The 16,681-nt window shown below is 74.8% G+C and carries 11 protein-coding genes; 6 read left to right on the forward strand and 5 right to left on the reverse strand.

What is annotated here, in order from left to right; genetic code table 11:
* Positions 1–25: 25 nt before the first annotated feature.
* The 3 genes from V1633_RS15995 to V1633_RS16005 are packed head-to-tail and all read right to left on the reverse strand — an operon-like array spanning position 26 to position 4,133.
* Positions 26–697 (reverse strand): hypothetical protein, encoded by a 672-nt coding sequence (locus tag V1633_RS15995; RefSeq protein WP_331215097.1) that lies wholly within the window; start codon positions 695–697, stop codon positions 26–28.
* Positions 694–2,619, reverse strand: a complete 1,926-nt coding sequence (locus V1633_RS16000) for a dynamin family protein (RefSeq protein WP_331215098.1) — start codon at positions 2,617–2,619, stop codon at positions 694–696. The genes V1633_RS15995 and V1633_RS16000 overlap by 4 nt, the downstream gene beginning before the upstream one ends.
* Positions 2,616–4,133, reverse strand: coding sequence for a dynamin family protein (locus V1633_RS16005; protein ID WP_331215099.1), 1,518 nt, complete (start codon positions 4,131–4,133; stop codon positions 2,616–2,618). The genes V1633_RS16000 and V1633_RS16005 overlap by 4 nt, the downstream gene beginning before the upstream one ends.
* 208 nt (positions 4,134–4,341) lie before the next feature.
* Here V1633_RS16005 and V1633_RS16010 point away from each other — a divergent pair, with 208 nt between their 5' ends.
* The 4 genes from V1633_RS16010 to V1633_RS16025 all read left to right on the forward strand — a co-directional run bounded on the left by V1633_RS16010 (position 4,342) and on the right by V1633_RS16025 (position 12,400).
* Positions 4,342–6,927: a helix-turn-helix transcriptional regulator gene (locus V1633_RS16010; RefSeq protein ID WP_331215100.1), complete on the forward strand. Its 2,586-nt coding sequence runs from the start codon at positions 4,342–4,344 to the stop codon at positions 6,925–6,927.
* Between the two features lie 19 nt (positions 6,928–6,946).
* Positions 6,947–7,486 (forward strand): LuxR family transcriptional regulator, encoded by a 540-nt coding sequence (locus tag V1633_RS16015; protein ID WP_331215101.1) that lies wholly within the window; start codon positions 6,947–6,949, stop codon positions 7,484–7,486.
* 88 nt (positions 7,487–7,574) lie between these two features.
* The gene (locus V1633_RS16020; protein WP_331215102.1) at positions 7,575–9,419 is read left to right on the forward strand and encodes an RNA ligase family protein; all 1,845 of its coding nucleotides are present in this window, start codon (positions 7,575–7,577) and stop codon (positions 9,417–9,419) included.
* Positions 9,420–9,421: 2 nt separating this feature from the next.
* On the forward strand, positions 9,422–12,400 hold the full coding sequence (locus tag V1633_RS16025) for a poly(A) polymerase (protein WP_331215103.1): 2,979 nt from the start codon (positions 9,422–9,424) through the stop codon (positions 12,398–12,400).
* Positions 12,401–12,482: 82 nt separating this feature from the next.
* On the opposite strand, the gene V1633_RS16030 is transcribed toward V1633_RS16025, so the two are convergent.
* A complete protein-coding gene (locus V1633_RS16030) occupies positions 12,483–13,064 on the reverse strand; it encodes a TetR/AcrR family transcriptional regulator (RefSeq protein ID WP_331215104.1) in 582 nt (193 codons plus the stop codon).
* 68 nt (positions 13,065–13,132) lie between these two features.
* On the opposite strand from V1633_RS16030, the gene V1633_RS16035 reads away from it, so the two are divergent.
* A complete protein-coding gene (locus tag V1633_RS16035) occupies positions 13,133–14,149 on the forward strand; it encodes a hypothetical protein (protein ID WP_331215105.1) in 1,017 nt (338 codons plus the stop codon).
* 19 nt (positions 14,150–14,168) lie between these two features.
* On the opposite strand, the gene V1633_RS16040 is transcribed toward V1633_RS16035, so the two are convergent.
* Positions 14,169–14,969 (reverse strand): lysophospholipid acyltransferase family protein, encoded by an 801-nt coding sequence (locus tag V1633_RS16040; protein ID WP_331215106.1) that lies wholly within the window; start codon positions 14,967–14,969, stop codon positions 14,169–14,171.
* A gap of 166 nt (positions 14,970–15,135) precedes the next feature.
* Between V1633_RS16040 and V1633_RS16045 the strand changes: the two genes are divergently transcribed.
* Entirely contained in the window at positions 15,136–16,656 is a 1,521-nt protein-coding gene (locus tag V1633_RS16045; RefSeq protein WP_331215107.1) for a cytochrome ubiquinol oxidase subunit I, read from the forward strand.
* The last annotated feature ends 25 nt before the right edge of the window (positions 16,657–16,681 follow it).

Here is a 16,681-nt window from a genome sequence, read left to right on the forward strand (position 1 = left end):
CACCAACGGCTCCGCCCAGGCCCGCTCACCGGTCCTCGGGTTGGTGCCAGAAGCGGGCCAGGTTGCTCGTCGCCGGATCCTCCGAGGCCGCCAACGCCGACCACGGGTCACCGTCGGCCGGCAGTCGCTCCGCGGCGTAGGCGGCGAGCTCGTCCGGATCCGGTGCCGGCCCGGACACCGCCACCGGATCCGTCGACGGCACGTCCTCCGGCCGGCCGAGCAGATCCGGATCGGTCCACGGGAAGCCGTCCACCGGCTCCGGCGGCGGACCCAGCCCGTCGACCAGCGTCGGGTCGACCACCGGCCAGGACGCCGGGTCGTCGTACGGGCCGAGGTCGGGATCGGCACCGACCGGCGGATCGGTCAGCTCGTGGCCGTCCACCGGGTCGGCCGCGCCGAACCCCGTCTCGGCGTACGGGTCGGCGGAGCCGAAGCCGACCTCACCCCCCGGGTGGCCGCCACCACCCCCGGCGTACGGGTCGACGCCACCATCGCCGTCCGGCTGCTCGTGGGCGCCCGGGTCGTCGTACGGGTCGGCCGCACCGAACCCCTCCGCCGGCTCGTCGGGATCGAATCCGTCCACCCGGTGGAAACCGTCGTCGTGGTCGAAGCCGCCGAGCGGGCCGTCGGCGGTGTGCTCGTCCGGGCCGTCGAAGTCCGGCTGGTCCGACGGCCAGCCGCCCCAGTGGTCCGTCATCCGCCCGTCCCCCTCGTCTCGGTGGTCGGCGTCGGGGCGAGCACCCGGGCCCGCTGCAGTACCTCGTCGACCTGCTTGATCCGGGCCCGTACCGCGTCCCGCTCCGCCTGTGTCGCGGCCCGCCGCCGGGCCCGGCCGGCCTGGTCCTCGGCCGCCGCCGCGTCGATCTCGGTGATCCGGGCGTCGAGCTGGCGCAGCCGCCGCTCGATCGCGTCGTCTAGGGCGAGCGTCAGCGCGTACTGCAGGTCGGTGAACCGGTGCGTGATCTCGTCCGACAGCGCCGCCCGGGCGTCCGCGACCACCTCGCGCAGCCACATCCGGGCCTGCTGGCGGTCACTCTGCACCCGCCGCCGGTAGAGAATGAACCCACCGGCGGCCAGCCCCAGCCCGAGCCCGGCGAACGGGATCAGCAGACTGCCGCCGACCAGCGCGCCGGCGCCGAGCGCGGAGGCGCCGGCCATCGCGCCCCGGCCGGCCATGAACGCCATCCCGCCGGCCGACAACGCGATCATCATGTTGTCGGACCCGCCCTCCCGGCGCGGTTTGCTGGCCAGCGCGTGGCGCAGTGTCGCGTTCAACCGGCCCAGGACGAACCGCAGCTCGTCGGGCTGGAACACCTCGGCCAGCACCCGTTCGCCGACCTGCCGGAACCGGACCTCAAGGTCGGCCGACAGCCGTACCGACAGGGCGTGCAACGCCTCGTCGACCTGCCCCGGCAGCCCTTTCAGGTCGTCGCCGCGAGCCGAGTCGATCCGGTTCAGGAACTCCTCCTGCAACCCGCCGACGTAACCGCGCAACAGCCCGGTCGCCTCGACCCGGGCCCGTTGCGTCTCGGTGCTCAACGCCAGCGACCACTGCCGCGACTCGGTACGCTTGCGTGCCGCCACCGCCGCCCGCTCCTGCTTCACCCGGGCCGCCTCGGCCGGGTCCGGGTCGGTGGCCCGCAGCCGGTCACCCAGCTGCAGGTCGACCGAGACCAGTTCGCTGCGCACCGTACGCAGCACGTTGGCCTGCCGCAGCAGGTGCCCACGACCGGCCAGGTCGACCAGGGCGTGCTGCAGGGACGTGATCCGCGCCTGGCGGACCAGTTCACCGGCCGCCTCCGGCGGCACCGTCCGGGCGAGTTCGGCCAGCCGGGCCGAGACCGGGAACCACGGCGCGGACCCGAACCGGGGCGCGTGCGCCTGCAACTGCGCGCGGTTGTCGGCCAGGATGGTCCGCCACCCGGGATAGGCGTCGACCTTGGTCAGCCCGAACACCACCAGGTTGACCCGCTTGCTCGCCTCGATCAGGAAGTCCAGTTCCGGCTGGGCGAACGGGGCGGCGGCGTCGACGACAAACAGCAGCGCGGTGGCCCGGGCCGCCGCCTCGAGTGCGATCTGCGCGTGCGCCGGGTCCAGCCCGCCGGTGCCCGGGGTGTCGACCAGGCTCAGGTACTGCAGCAGCGGCGCCGGATGGGTGACCTCGATGTGCCGGGGCGGCCGCTGGTCGTCGGGCAGCCGCCCCAGCGGGGTGGCCCAGTCCCGCAACTGCGACAGACCCAACGGCACCGGTTCGGCGCGGCCGGGCAGCCACGCCCGGGCGCCGGCCTGCGGGCCGGGCACGAACTCCAGATAGCAGGCGGTGGTGACCGCGACGTCGACAGGCGACAGCCCCGGCACACCGACCAGGGCGTTGACCAGGGAACTCTTGCCCCGTTTGGTTTCGCCCACCACCACGATCGACGGCCGGGTGACGACCCGGCGACGCAGCTGGTCGACCTCGGCCGCCGCGTCCGGCGCCACCTTCCGCAGGTACGCCAACCCGACGTCCACCGCACCGCCCAGCGCGGCACCCAACGCCGCCCCGCCACCGTCGCCGCTGGTACGGGTTCGGGGGGTCGGGGCCACCTGGTCGCCGGTCGCCGTACCGCCGGTGCTCACCGCGGACTCCCCTCGGCGCGTACCCGCTGGGACAGCAGGAAGAATCCCCGGTGCGCCACCTGCGCCACCCGGGACTGTGCCGGACTGGCGCCGGCCACCGCGTAGACCCGCCACCGGGTGGCGGCGTCCAACGCGGCCCGGGTCAGCTGCTCCGGGGTGGCGGCCGGCAGGCTCAGGATCCACCGCGGATCGGTGGAGAGCGCCAGCCTGGTCAGCTCCTGCTCCATCGGTTCCGGCAGTTCCACCGATCCGGTGCTGACCAGTTGGGCCACCTCCAGTAGTCGCAGCCGGTGGTAGTCCGGCTGCTGCAGCACCTGCTCGATCGCGTCCCGCAGCAGTTCCCGGTCCTCCGGGCGGGGCGCGTGACTGGCCAGCTTCTCCAGACTCGACAACCCCCAACCGGCCTTGATCGCGTCGGTACGCCACCGGAACGCCTGATCCAGGGTGTTCCGCAACCGGGCGAACCCGGACGCCTGAAACAGCAGCCGGACCAGGTCCCCGCTGGCCAGCCGGGGCTGGGCGGCGAACTGCGCGATCGCGAACCCGATGCCGTACAGATCCAGCAGCCGCAGCAGCCGTTCCCGCTGCTGCCGGGGCACCGGACAGTCCCGGGAGGTGAACAGGTCCACCGAGGCGAGCAGCACCAGCCGTTCGGCCTGCGGCAGCCGGGCGATGGTCCGCAACGCCTCGCAGTCGGCGGCGGTCAGCCGGCCCGCCTCGGTGGTCTCGGCGAGCAGTCCCACGATCGGCACCACCTCCGACACCACCCGGCGCAGCACCGCGCTCTGGTCGGCGGCGAGCGGACCGGCCACCGGCCACGGGTCCGCCGCCCCGCCGACCAGCTTGTCCACCTTGTTGAACAGCCCCACCGAGTTGATCGGGTTGCTGGCCAGCCGGGCCGACACCGAACGGAACGCCTCCAGGGCCGCCACGTCGTCGTCGCGGACCGACTGGGTGAAGACGTAGATGATCGCCTCGGCGCCGGCGATCGCGCCCGCGGAGTCGGCGTCGATGTTGTCGTCGAACGGCGCGGTCGCCGACTCGAACAGGAAACGGCGGGCGCCGGCACTGACCGAGACGTTCGTCGACGCCAGCCCCGGGGTGTCCAGCACGGTGAGATCGCGCAGGTGGTCGCTGGTCAACGTCACGTCGACGTGTCCGATCTCGGCACGCGGCACCCCGAGCCGCTGCGGGATCATGCCGGCGTCGTCGAGCGGCAGGCTGATCCGCCCGCCGTCGCGGCGTACCACGTCCACCCGGTCCACGGTGCCGTACCGGAACTGGGTGACGATCCGGGTGCACTCACCGACCTCGGTCGGCGCGACCCGCCGCCCGATCAACGCGTTCACCAGCGTCGACTTGCCGGCCTTGAGCCGGCCGGCGATCGCCACCCGCAGCGGCTCGTCGAGTCGGCGACGTACCGCCAGCACCTGCTGGGCGGTGCCGGCGTCGAGCCGCGGACCGGCCTCGTCGCAGAGCCGGCCGACCCGGACGCTGAGCGGACCTGGGCCCATGACTCGTCAGCCGGCGGTGCGGTCGGCGAGAATGGGGGATACCCGGTGGTGGTGCACGCTCATCTCGTCTGCTGTCCTTCCGACACGGCGGCAGGGGCGGGCTACACCTGCCGGACCCCACACTATGAATATCCTGCCGGCGCAGGATCCCATGTTCGTGCCACCGTCTCACGCCGACGGTGGCCGTCGACCCCGGCGGGGAGGACGAGTGCGGCACGCCCCGGTCGGTGACCTGCCCGACCAGTACCGGCCCCGGGACGTGCCCGACGTCGGCCCGCACCAGGTACCCCCGGACGTCGTCGACGTCGGTTCGGCGCTGCTCACGACACCCGGCCTGGTCGTGCTGCACAGCGGGCCCGGTGGCGGCCGCAGCAGTGCCCTGGCCCGGCTCGGCGCGGCGTTCCGGGGGCCGGTCTTCGCCGGTGGCGGCCTGGCCAGCCTGCCCGCCGAGCCCGCGTTCGCGCTGGCCCGGGCGGTCCGGGTCCGGCTGCCCGGACACGACCCGGCACTGCTGGCCGAGGCGGTCCGCTCCCGCGTCCGCGCCGGTCTGCTGCTCCTGGACGACCTGCAGTGGGCCGATCCGGCCACCCTCGCCGCCCTGGTGCCGCTGGCCGCGCACTGCCGGGTCGCGGTCGCACTGCGTACCCCGCACCGGCTGCCGTCGGCGGCGGTCGACGCGCTGCGGGCGGTGGCCAGCGGCTGGCTGGCCGTGCCGCCACTGGACCCGGCCGCCGCGACGGCCCTGGCGGGTCGGGTCGCCCCGGCACTGCCGGCGTCGGCGGTGGCCGAGGTGGTCCGGCGCGCCGGTGGGGTGCCGCTGGCGGTTACCACCCTGGCCCGCCAGGCGGCCCGCCCCGGCCACGACGTCCGGGGCGAGGCCGCGTCGCCGGCCCCGGACGCCGACCAGGTCGGGTACGCGGTCACCACGGCGCTGGCCGACCTGACCCGACCCGCCCGCACCGCGATGGCCGCGCTGGGTCTGCTCGGCCGCCCCGCCGACCGTCGGTTGCTCGGCGCCGGCGTCGACGAACTCGCCGCCGCCGGTCTGGTGACCGTCGACCCCGGCGCGGTCGTCGCCGCCGTCTCGCCGTACGTCGCCGAGATCGCCGCCGGGCTGCTCGACGACTCCGGCCGGCGGGCGCTGCACCGGCGGCTGGCCGACCTCGTCCCGACTCCGGAGGCGGTCCGGCACCTCGCGGCGGCCGGTGACACCGTCGACGCGTACCGGCGGGCGGTGACCTCGGCGGCGGCCGCCGACACCACCGGCGCCCGCGCCGACCTGCTGCTGACCGCCTGCGGGCTGCCCGGCGTCGAACCGGAACCGGCGGTTCGGCTGGCCGCCGCCCGGGCCGCGCTGGCCTGCGGCCGGCCCCGGGCGGCGGTACGGGTACTGACCGCCTCGGCGCCGCTCGGCGTCGAACCGGACCTGCTGCGCGCCGAGGCGCTGGTCCAGCTCGGCGAGTTGGCCGCGGCCGGGGCGGCGGTGGCCCGGGTCCCGGACTCGGCCGGTCCGGAGCAGCTCGCCGCCCGGGACCGGATCCTGCTTCTGGTCCAGCTCGGCACCGATCCCGGCGCCGCCACCCGCACCGCGGCCGGCGTTGTCACCCGGTACGGCCCGGAACCCGGTCATCCAGGGTTGCGGGCCGCGCTCGCCGCCGTCCGGGCCGCCGGACGCGAACCCGGCTGGGAGACCGGGCTCGCCTCGGCCGCCGCCACGGCCGGGACGGCCGGTGACCCGCTCGCCGCCCGCTGGAGCGCGTGGCTGCTGGTCGAGACCCTGCTCGCCGACGGCCGCCTGGTGGAGGCCGGCCAGGCCGCCGAGGCGGCCGAGCGGGCCTGCGCCGCCGACCTGGCGTACAGCTGGCAGACCCGGTTCCTCGCGGCCCGGCTGTGGGGCGCGACGCTGCACGGCGGACTGCCGACCCTGCCGCCGGACGAGGCGGCGCGCCGGGCCGCCGACCTGACCGACCGGACCCTGCCCGCCGCGGCACGCGGCTACGCGACGGCGGCGGCGAGCCTGGCCGAGGCCGACGGCGGTCTGCTCGGTCCGGCCCGGGCCCGGCTGACCCGGACCACCGGACGGGCCGGATCCGTCGGTGTGCTGCTCGACTGGGTGGGTCGGGAGGCGGCCTGGCTCGACGGCCAACCCGAACACGCGGTCGGCGGACCGTCCGACGGGCCGACGCTGGTCGACGGCCTGCGCCGGATCACCGCCCGCTGGGCGGCGTACGACGCGGGCCACCCGGCCGGCGAGGCCGCCGACACGACATGGGGCGCGGTCGCCGACACGGCGCCGGGCGGGCTCCCCGGTCCGCCTTACCCGCCCCTGCCGGTACGGCGGACCCTGGCCGCCTGGCACACCCCCGGTGGTGACCCGGCCGGTTTCACCCGCGCCGCCGCCGACTGGCGGGACCTGGCGGCGCGTGAGGAGGTCCGCTGCCTGCTCGCCGCCGGCCTGCACGAACCGGACCCGTCCCGGGGGGTCGCGGCGCTGCTCGCCGCCGAGGAACGCGCCGAACGGGCCGGACTGGTGGTGCTGCTCGGCCGGATCCGACGGGCACTGCGCCGACACGCGGTACGCCGCGACCGGCGCGGCGGCCGGACCGACGGCGCTCTCACCGACCGGGAACGGGAGGTGCTGCGACTGGTCGCGGCCGGGGAACCGACCCGACGGATCGCCGGCCGGCTGGGCATCTCCGGCGAGACGGTGGAGACCCACGTCCGCTCCGGGATGCGCAAACTCGGCGCGCGGACCCGTACCGAGGCCGCCGCCCTCGCGCTGGAGATGCTGTGACCGGTCTGGAGGTACCGTCATGAGTGATCCGCCGCGCTACGTCCTGCCGTCGGCGACGGACGCGACCACGGTGCTGCGCCGGTTGGCCCGGGACGGATGGCAGACCCGGGAAGGGTTCGCGGTCACCGAGTCCGGTTGGGACCTGACCGCGGCCCGGCTCGTCCTGTTCGGGCGGGTGCAGGATCCGGAGACGGTACGGCTGGCGGTGCTCGCCGCGGCCCGGGGTGCCGGGCTGGTCGCGATCGTCGACCCGACCGGTGACCTCGGCCGGGCCCTGGTCGACGACCTGACCCGGCTCGGCCCGGTCCGCCAGGACCCGGACCGGGGGACGGAACCGGCGCCCGATGCCGAATCCGCGCTGGCCCGGCTCGTCCCCGAACAACGGGCGCTGCTGGAACGGCTGGCCGACGGCGAGACCATCGCCGCCGCGGCGGCCGCCGAGTTCCTCTCACTGCGTACCGCGAACCGTCGGATCGCCCAGGCCCGCCAGGCGCTCGGGGTACGCACCACCCGGGAGGCGGTCCTCGCCTACCTGCGGCAGCGGCGCCGCCCCGGCTGACCGGACGCCGGGTTTATTCGGTGGTCCGGACGCGACGCCGGTGCGTACCGTCGTTGATCACCGCCTCGTCGACCGTCCGGATCGGATCATGCGTACCGCCTATCCCCGTACCCCCCACCTGCCGTGGTCGCCCGGGACCACCCCGGACGACGTACGGGCCGACGGGTTGTCGGAGCTGGTGGGCCGGGAGGTCGTGGTCACCGAGAAACTCGACGGCGAGAACACCACGATGTACCGCGACGGTCTGCACGCCCGGTCACTCGACTCCGGCCACCACCCGTCGCGTACCTGGGTCAAGGCCCTGCACGCCCGGATCGCGCACGCCGTACCCGACGGTTGGCGGGTCTGCGGCGAGAACGTCCACGCCCGGCACTCGATCGGGTACCAGGATCTGGAGAGCTGGTTCTTCGCCTTCTCGGTGTGGGCCGGCGACCGCTGCCTCGACTGGGACACGACGGTACGGTTCACCCGCCGGCTCGGTGTGCCGGCGGCGCCGGTGCTGTGGCGGGGCCGCTTCGACGAACGCGTCCTGCGTCGGCTGCGACTGGACCTGACCCGGCAGGAGGGGTACGTCGTCCGTACCGTCGACGGGTTCACGATGGACGAGTTCCCGCGCCGGGTCGCCAAGTGGGTACGCCGCGACCATGTGCGTACCGACGCGCACTGGATGCTCGCCCCGGTGGTGGAGAACGGGCTGGGTCCGCGTGCCGCGCTCTGGCAGGTCCGGTCCGGCGGCACGCCGGACGTGTCGGCGTTGCTCGCCGCCGTCGGGCTGACCGGCACCGACCTGGTCCGCCCCGGCCGCGCCCGGACCGGCGACGCCTCGGCCGTCGACGGCACCGGGCCGGACACCGACGCGGCGGGCTCGGCCGCCGACGGCGCCGACGCGGTGGCCCGGGCGCGGCGGGCCGTCGCCGACGTCTGCGTCCGGCTCGATCTGTTGGGCCGCACCGGCGACGCCCGGCTCGCCGGTGTCCTCGCCGGGCTCTGCCACGCCACCGACCGGGCCTGGCTGGCGTCCCGGCTGGTGGCGCCGCTCGGCATGCCGCTGGCCCGACGGGTCGCGGACCTGGTCGGCCTGCACGGCCGGTTGCACCGGCCGTTTCCCGACGCGGGGCGGCGGGCCGGACTGGTCCGGCTGGCTGACGCGGCCGACCTCGGGGTCCTGCACGCGGTGGCGACCGCCGTCCTGGCCGGACGCCACGACGACGTCGCGGTGGCCGCCGCCGAACAGGTCGGCTGGTCCGAACTGCACGCCGACGACGCGGGGCTGCTCGGTGAGGCGCCGCTGGAACCGTTGCGTGCCGGGCTGCGGCAGGCGCTGTCCGCGCTCGACCCGGACGCCGCCGACCGGTGCTGGGCCGAGGCCCGCGACGCCTACGCCGACGGTCGGATCGGCGTCATCGAGGAGGCGACCGCGGCGACCTGGCGGTGGCGCGACGGCCGGTTTCCCCGACTTGTCGTCACGGTCGGCCCGTCCGGCAGCGGCAAGAGCGTCTTCGCCGCAACCCTGCCGGGCCTCGCCGGTGTCGTCTCCCTCGACGACCTGCGGCAGGCCCGGGGCGACCGCGCCGACCAGCGGCACAACCCGGCCGTGCTGCGCGACGCGCTGGGCCGGCTCGACACCCTGCTGGCCGGTGGCGGCACCGTCGTCTGGGATGCCACCGCGCTGAACCGCCACCAGCGGTCGCTGGTCGCGGCGGTGGCCCGACGCCGGGACGCGTTGACCACGTACGCGGTGCTGCTGGTCCCGCCGGAGGTGCTGGCCGCCCGCAACGCCGAGCGTGCCCATCCGGTGCCGGCGTCGGTTGTCGCCGCCCAACTGCGCCGGTTCGAGCCGCCGTTTCCCGGTGAGGCGCACCGTACCTGGTACGTCGGTCCGGGCGGAACGGTCGACGACGTGGCCGGCACGCTGTGCCCGACCGAGGAGTGACCGTGCGGACCAGTGCGCAGATCTACCACCGGGTCCGCTGGGATCCACGCTTCGACCCGTCGCGGTTCGTTCTCGGGGTCAACGTGCACGGTGCCGACCCGGCCCGGGTGCCACTGCCGGCGTTCGTTCCCGGCGGCGACATCCCGTGGCACCGGGTCCTGTTCATCGAGGCGGACGGCGAGGTGGTCTGGGACCGGGCCGCCGGGCTGGACCGGGTCGACGTGTCGCCGGCCGGCCGGGTCCAGGATCCGCGACGGCTCGCCGCCCCGTTCTTCACCGCCGCCACCCCGCACGCGTGGGATCCGCTCGTCGCCGCCTGGCGACCCGCGCCGCAGCCCGAGGCGGAGCATTCCCCGGCGGGCCGTACGTCAGCCCGGCTGCGGGTACTGACCTGGAACACCCTGTGGGACCGCTACGACAGCGACCGGATCGACACCGCCCGGCGCCGACCGCTGCTGCTGGCGGCGCTGCACCGGGCCGACGCGGACGTCATCGGCCTGCAGGAGGTCGAACCGGCCCTGCTCGACCTCCTGCTCGAGGCCGACTGGGTCCGTTCCGGCTACACCCTGGGCGGCGACCCGACCGGCGCCGACATCACCGACACCGGGCTGCTGCTGCTCACCCGGCTGCCGGTCCGGGAGGCGGGCCGGCATCCGCTCGGCCCGCACAAGGCGGTCGCCGCCCTGGTGGTGGACGGCCCCGCCGGACCACTGGTGGTCGCCGGCACCCACCTGACCAGCGACCACACCGACAACGGCGCGCAGCGTCGGGAGGTCGAACTGGCCCAACTGCACCAGCTGCTCGGTGCCGTCGACGGTCCGGTGCTGCTGCTCGGCGACTTCAACGACGGCGGCGGTACGCCGACCGAGCGGTTGCCGGTCACCGATGCCTGGTCCGAGGTGTACGGCCGGGACGACGACACCCCGACCTTCGACCCGCGGGCCAACCCGCTGGCGGCGGTCTCGTCCCGTTCCGGTCGGCCGGGGCGGCTGGACCGGGTGCTGCTGCGTGGCGCCGCCCTGCGACCTGTCGACGCGGTCCTGCTCGGTGACGTGCCGGCCACCCCGGACGGTCTGTTCGTCTCCGACCACTACGGTGTCGCGGTCGATGTGGCCGTCGACCACGACGCGGGCGTCTCCGGCGCGGACGGTCCCGGCGATTCCGTCGTCGATCTGGCGCCGACCGCCCGCACGGCGCTGGCCTGGATCCCGCCGCAGGAGTGCTGGCCGGCGATCCAGGAGATCCGTCGCGACCACGACCCGCAGGTCGACCGCTGGCCGCCGCACGTCAACCTGCTGTTCGGCTTTGTCGCGGAGTCCGCGTTCGAGACCGTCGCCGCCGCGCTGTGCCGGGTCGCCGCCGCGACGGAACCGTTTCCCGTCCGGCTGGCCGGGGTGCGTACCTTCGCGCACCGCGACGGCACCACCGTCTGGCTCGACCCGGCCGCCGACGGGACGGCGCCCTGGCTGCGGCTGCGCCACGCGTTGGAGCGGGCGTTCCCCGGCTGCCGGGGACGCCTCGGGGAGTACGTGCCGCACCTGACGCTGGGTCGGGTCACCGATCCACGGCGGCTGGTGGCCGACTTCGCGACCCGGTTGGCCGCCAATCCGGCGTACGTCGGCGACCTGGTCCTGCTCTCCCGCCGGGGCGCCGGCCCGATGCGGCCCCGGGCGACGATCGCCCTCGGGTCCGGCCGACTGCGTTGGTGCGACGACGTCGACCCGTCGGACTCCGCTCGCCCACTCGGCGCGACGGTTCTGGTGGGGTCCGGCGCGGCCGTGGCGGACGGTGTCCGGAGCCCGTCCCCGATCGTCGGGGAGCGACACCGGATCGTCCTGGCCCGCCAGGTGGCGACCCGACTACGGGCCGCCCTGCCGGACACCGTCGTCCACGTCGTCGGTTCCCGACGGCTCGGTTGCGCGCTGCCCGGCGCCGACCTGGACCTGCTGGTGGCCTCGGCGGGCGCGGTCGACCTCGCGACGGTCCGGGCCCGGATCGGGGCCACGTTGCCGGCGGCGACCGGTCTGCGGCCGGTGGTCGGCGCCCGGGTCCCCGGGCTCCGGTTCACCGTCGGCGACCTCGACGTCGACGTGGCGGTGGTGTCCACCGGGGACGTCCCGCCGGCCGAGGCGGTGACCCGGCGCGCCGAGCTGGGCGAGTCCGCGGCGGTGGCGCTGAGCGCGGTCAGCGACGCCGAGGCGCTGCGGGCCGCGGTCGCGGCGAACCGTCCCAGCTTCATCAGGCTGGCCCGGCAGATCAAGGCGTGGGCGCACGCGCGGGGCCTGGACAGTGCGCCGTTCGGCGGACTGCCGGGCCTGGCCTGGACGGTGCTGGCGGCGCGCACGCTGCGCGACGCCGGCGACGTCGATCCCCGGACCCTGCTGGGGCGCTTCTTCGCCGACTGGGCGGCCTGGGACTGGCGGCACCCGGTCGCGCTGTACCCGACCGCCGCCGGCGTCACCGGTGCGGGACCGCTCGTGGACGTGCACCCGACCGGACCGGCGGTGCGGATCCTGACCCCGAGCGCCCCGGTGCGGTACTGCAGCGACCAGGTCGGTGTCGGTGGGCGGGACCTGCTGACCAGGGAGCTCTACGCCGGATGGGAGATCGTCGAGAGCACCGGACCGGACGGTCTGTGGCCCGCCCTGCTGGCCCCGCCGCCGATGCACCGCCGGCACGCCGCCTGGGCGGTGCTGACCGTACGCGCGGTACGGACCGAGGCCTACGAGGTGACGCTGGGCCGGGTACGCGGACGGCTCCGGGCACTGCTCAGCGTGCTGGACCGGGCCGGGGTCCCGGAGGTGCACGCCTGGCCCCGGCCGTTCGAGACCGGGCCGGGGCTGACCCGGTTCGCGATCGGACTCGGCCCGGTGCCGCCGGACGTGGGTCGACTCGCGGCACTCGGCCGGCCGTGGCTGACCGACCTGCCCGGCGTGGCCCTCGACCGGCTGCCCGGCGGTGACCTGCCGACCCTGCGCTGACCGCGTCACCGGCCCCGGTGATCTGGCCGGGTACTCGTCGGCCACCCTGTTCCGGCGGAAGACGAGGGGCCACCGCGCACGGTCAGCCGCGGCCGCGCACGAGCGGCAGGAACACCTCGTCCACGATCTCGACCAGCACCTCGTCGGGCACGGAGGGGATGCCGCGTATCGCGTACTCGGCGCGCAGCAGCATCATCGGCGTGGTGGCGACCCGGGGGTGGGCGGCCGTGGCCGGTGCCTCGCCCCGGGCCGTGGCGCGCTCCAGCATCGCCAGCCAGGCGCGGTCCATGGTGTCCGCACCGGACCGCTCCCGCATGAGGGCGAGCAACTCCGGGTCGTCGGCCGCGGCGGCGAGCAGGCCGCGCAGGATCGCCCCGTGCGGCGACGACCACGTCTCGTTCGCCCGCCGCAGCATCTCCAGCGCGTCACCCCGCAGGGTGCCCGTGTCCGGGTTCGGCATCACGGCGTCGGACAGGTGGCGGTACGCCGCGATGCCGAGTGCCGCCCGGTGCGGCCATCGGCGGTAGATGGCGTTCTTGTTGGTTCCGGCCCGGGCGGCGACCCGGTCCATGGTCATCCCCGCGTAGCCGGACTCGCGCAGTTCCTCCGCCGCCGCGCGCAGAATCGCCTGCTCCAGTTCCGCACCGCGACGCCTCGTGCCCATGTGTTGCAGAGTACTGGACGTACCCTATAGGGTACGCAAAGTACCTTAAGAGCGAGGAGAGCCGTCCGATGCGTGTCTTCGGCATGAACTACGACACCGGTTTCGTGAGTGCCGGATCCACGACGCACGAGCCGTTCGACCCCGAGGCCGTGCGCCGCGACCTGCGCGTCATCCGCGACGAGCTGCACTGCGACGCGGTGCGCATCACCGGTGGGATCCAGGACCGCCTCGAGCTGACCGCGGGTTTCGCCGCCGAGGCCGGGCTCGAGGTGTGGTACAGCCCGTTCACCAACGGCCTCGACCGCGACGGGCTCATGGCGTTCGTCCTCGACGGCGCGGAGCGGGCCGAGCGGCTGCGGCGCGGCGGGGCGTCGGTCGTGTACCTCACCGGTTCCGAGATCGCCCTGTTCACCGACGGCTTCCTGCCCGGCCGCGACCTGGCCGAGCGCATGGCACTGTTCACCGACCCGATGCGGATGCGGGAGGCGGTCCCGGCCGCGCGCACCGCGGTGCGCGACTTCTTCGCCGAGGCGGTGCCCCTGGTGCGGGAGCGGTTCGGCGGGCCGGTCGGCTACGCCTCCATCCCGCTGGAGGCCGTGGACTGGGCGCCGTTCGACATCATCGCCAGCGACGCCGGGTACCGCGACGCGACCAACGCGCAGGCGTTCCCGCAGACCCTGGCGGCCGCGGTGGGGCAGGGCAAGCCGTACGCCGCGACCGAGTTCGGCTGCTGCACCTTCCGGGGCGCCGCCGACGTCGCGGGCGCGACCGAGCCGGTGACGTACGACGAACACGGCCGCGCCGCGAAGCTCACCGCGGGGCTGGAACGCGACGAGGAGGGCCAGGCCCGCTACGTCGTGGACCTGCTGCGCGACTACGAGGCCGGCGGGGTGGAGGCGGCGTTCGTGTACACGTTCGCGAACCGGCACCTGCCGACCACCGAGGACCCGGAGCGCGACTTCGACCTGGCCGCGCGCGGGATCGTACGGGTGCTGCCCGACGGCTCGTGGACGCCGAAGGCCGCCTTCCACGCCCTCGCCGCGTACGGCCGCTCCCGCGCACAGGGCCGGTCCGCGACGCGGTAGGGGTGGTTCCCACTCCGGGTCAGTCGCCGCCGGCTCCGGCGGTGGGGCGACGCCGGTGCTGGCGACGGGTCTCGACGGGTCGGGTCGGGTCGACGTACCGGGGCAGTTCCGGTTCGTCGGGGCGCAGCGGGACGAGGGCGGCGGTGACGGCGTCGATGATGAGCTCGGTGGCCCGGGCGGCCGCGCCCGGGAGGTGCGGGTCGACGCCGGTCAGGTCGACCGGTGGGCCGAAGTGCACCCGGACCACCGGTCGACGCGACAGCGCCCGACCGAGCGCCCGGAGCAGGCCACGGGGCGCGCTGTACGGCAGGATCTCGTGCGCGCCCCACTGCGCCACCGGTACGACGGTGACACCGCTGGCCAGGGCGAGCCGGGCGGTGCCGGTCTTGCCCCGCTCCGGCCACATGCCGGGGTCGAGTCCCATCCGTCCCTCGGGATAGACCAGGACGACCGAGCCCCGGGCGACCGCCGCCGCCGCGTGTTCCAGGGCCAGACCGACGGTGGGGCTGCGCCGGTCGACCCGGATGTGTCCGCTGGCCCGCATCGCGGCTCCGACGACCGGGGCCCGGAACACCCCGCCGGTGGCCATGATCCGGGGGGCGATCCGACGTACCCGGCAGGCGGCGGTCAGCGCGATCGGGTCGAACGGGCTGATGTGGTTGGCGGCCAGGATCAGCGGGCCGTCCCGCAGTTGGTCCGGTACGTCCCCGGTGACCCGCAGCCGGGCGACGAGCGCGACCACGCCCCGGGCGAGGATCTGCAGGAACAGCCAGAAGCGGGGGGCGCGCCACGGTTCGGGGGCGCTGGTGTCGGTGTCCATCAGCGGTCGATGGTCGCACGTATCGGTCGGGCCGGGGGACCGGGGCGATGTCGGGTGTCGGCGGATGGGAGCTCGGGGCGGGCGGGAGTGATCGACCTCCCAGAGCCATCGTCTACGACGGCGGGTAGTATTTACTACGTCCGGTAGTAAATACCTGGGGGTTGCCGTGGACGCGCTAGACGTCGCCCGGTGGCAGTTCGGTGTCACCACCGTCTACCACTTCCTCTTCGTACCACTGACCATCGGCATGTCCCTGCTGGTCGCGATCCTGCAGACCCGCTGGCACCGCACCGGCGATCCCCGCTACCTGCGGCTGACCAAGTTCTACGGCAAGATCTTCCTGATCAACTTCGCGATGGGCGTGGTCACCGGCATCGTGCAGGAGTTCCAGTTCGGGATGAACTGGAGCGACTACTCCCGCTTCGTCGGCGACGTCTTCGGCGCCCCGCTCGCCATCGAGGCCCTGCTCGCCTTCTTCCTGGAATCCACCTTCATCGGCCTGTGGATCTTCGGCTGGGACCGGCTCCCGAAACGGATCCACCTCGCCACCATCTGGATCGCCGCCCTCGGCTCCACCCTGTCCGCCTACTTCATCCTGGCCGCGAACTCCTGGATGCAGAACCCGGTCGGCTACCGGATCAACCCCGACACCGGCCGGGCCGAACTCACCGACATCTGGGCGGTCCTCACCAACAAGGTCACCCTGGCGACCTTCCCGCACACCCTCGCCGGCTGTTTCCTCGTCGCCGGCTCTCTCATCGTCGCGATCGCGCTCTGGCACCTGCGCCGCCTCGCCGTCACGCCGCCCACCGACGCCACGACCGGCGACAACACGACCACCACGGCCGACGGTCCCGCCGACACCGCCCGTGCCGCGGCCGTCGCGACCAAGGGGGAGAACGACGACCGCTCCGCCTTCCGGTACGCCCTCCGCTTCGGCGCCTGGGTCACCCTGGTCGCCGCCGCCCTGGTCGTGATCAGCGGCGACTTCCAGGGCAAGATCATGACCCAGGTGCAGCCGATGAAAATGGCCGCCGCCGAGGCCCTCTACCACACCGAACAGCCCGCCTCGTTCTCCGTGCTCACCGTCGGCAGCCTCGACGGCAGCCGGGAACTGTTCGCCATCAAGATCCCGTACCTGCTGTCGTTCCTCGGCACCGGCGACCCGCACGGCCAGGTGATGGGCATCAACGACCTCCAGGCCCAGTACGTCAACGAGTACGGCCCCGGCAGCTACACCCCGGTCATCCCGATCACCTACTGGAGCTTCCGCTTCATGATCGCCTTCGGGCTCGCCGCCGCCGCGATCGCCGCACTCGTGCTCTGGACCCACCGCCGTGGCCGTACCCCGACCTCCCGCTGGCTGCTCCGGGCCGGGCTGATCATGCCGATCCTGCCGCTCGCCGCCAACTGCTTCGGCTGGATCTTCACCGAGATGGGCCGGCAGCCGTGGGTCGTCTTCGGCGAGATGCTCACCCGCGACGGCGTCTCCCGCAGCGTCTCGCTGACCGAGGTCCTCACCTCGTTCACCGCCTTCACCCTCGTCTACGCCACCCTCGCGATCGTCGAGGTCCGACTCCTGCTCAGGTACGCCCGCGCCGGTCTACCCGACGTCGACCCGGCAACCCCCGCACCCGAGCCCGACACCACCGACGACGAGGACCGCCCCCTCGCCTTCGCCTACTGACCCGCACCCACCGCAGCCGCCACCG

Origin of the sequence: Plantactinospora sonchi (assembly GCF_036422035.1) — a bacterium.
Taxonomy (GTDB): Bacteria; Actinomycetota; Actinomycetes; order Mycobacteriales; family Micromonosporaceae; genus Plantactinospora; species Plantactinospora sonchi.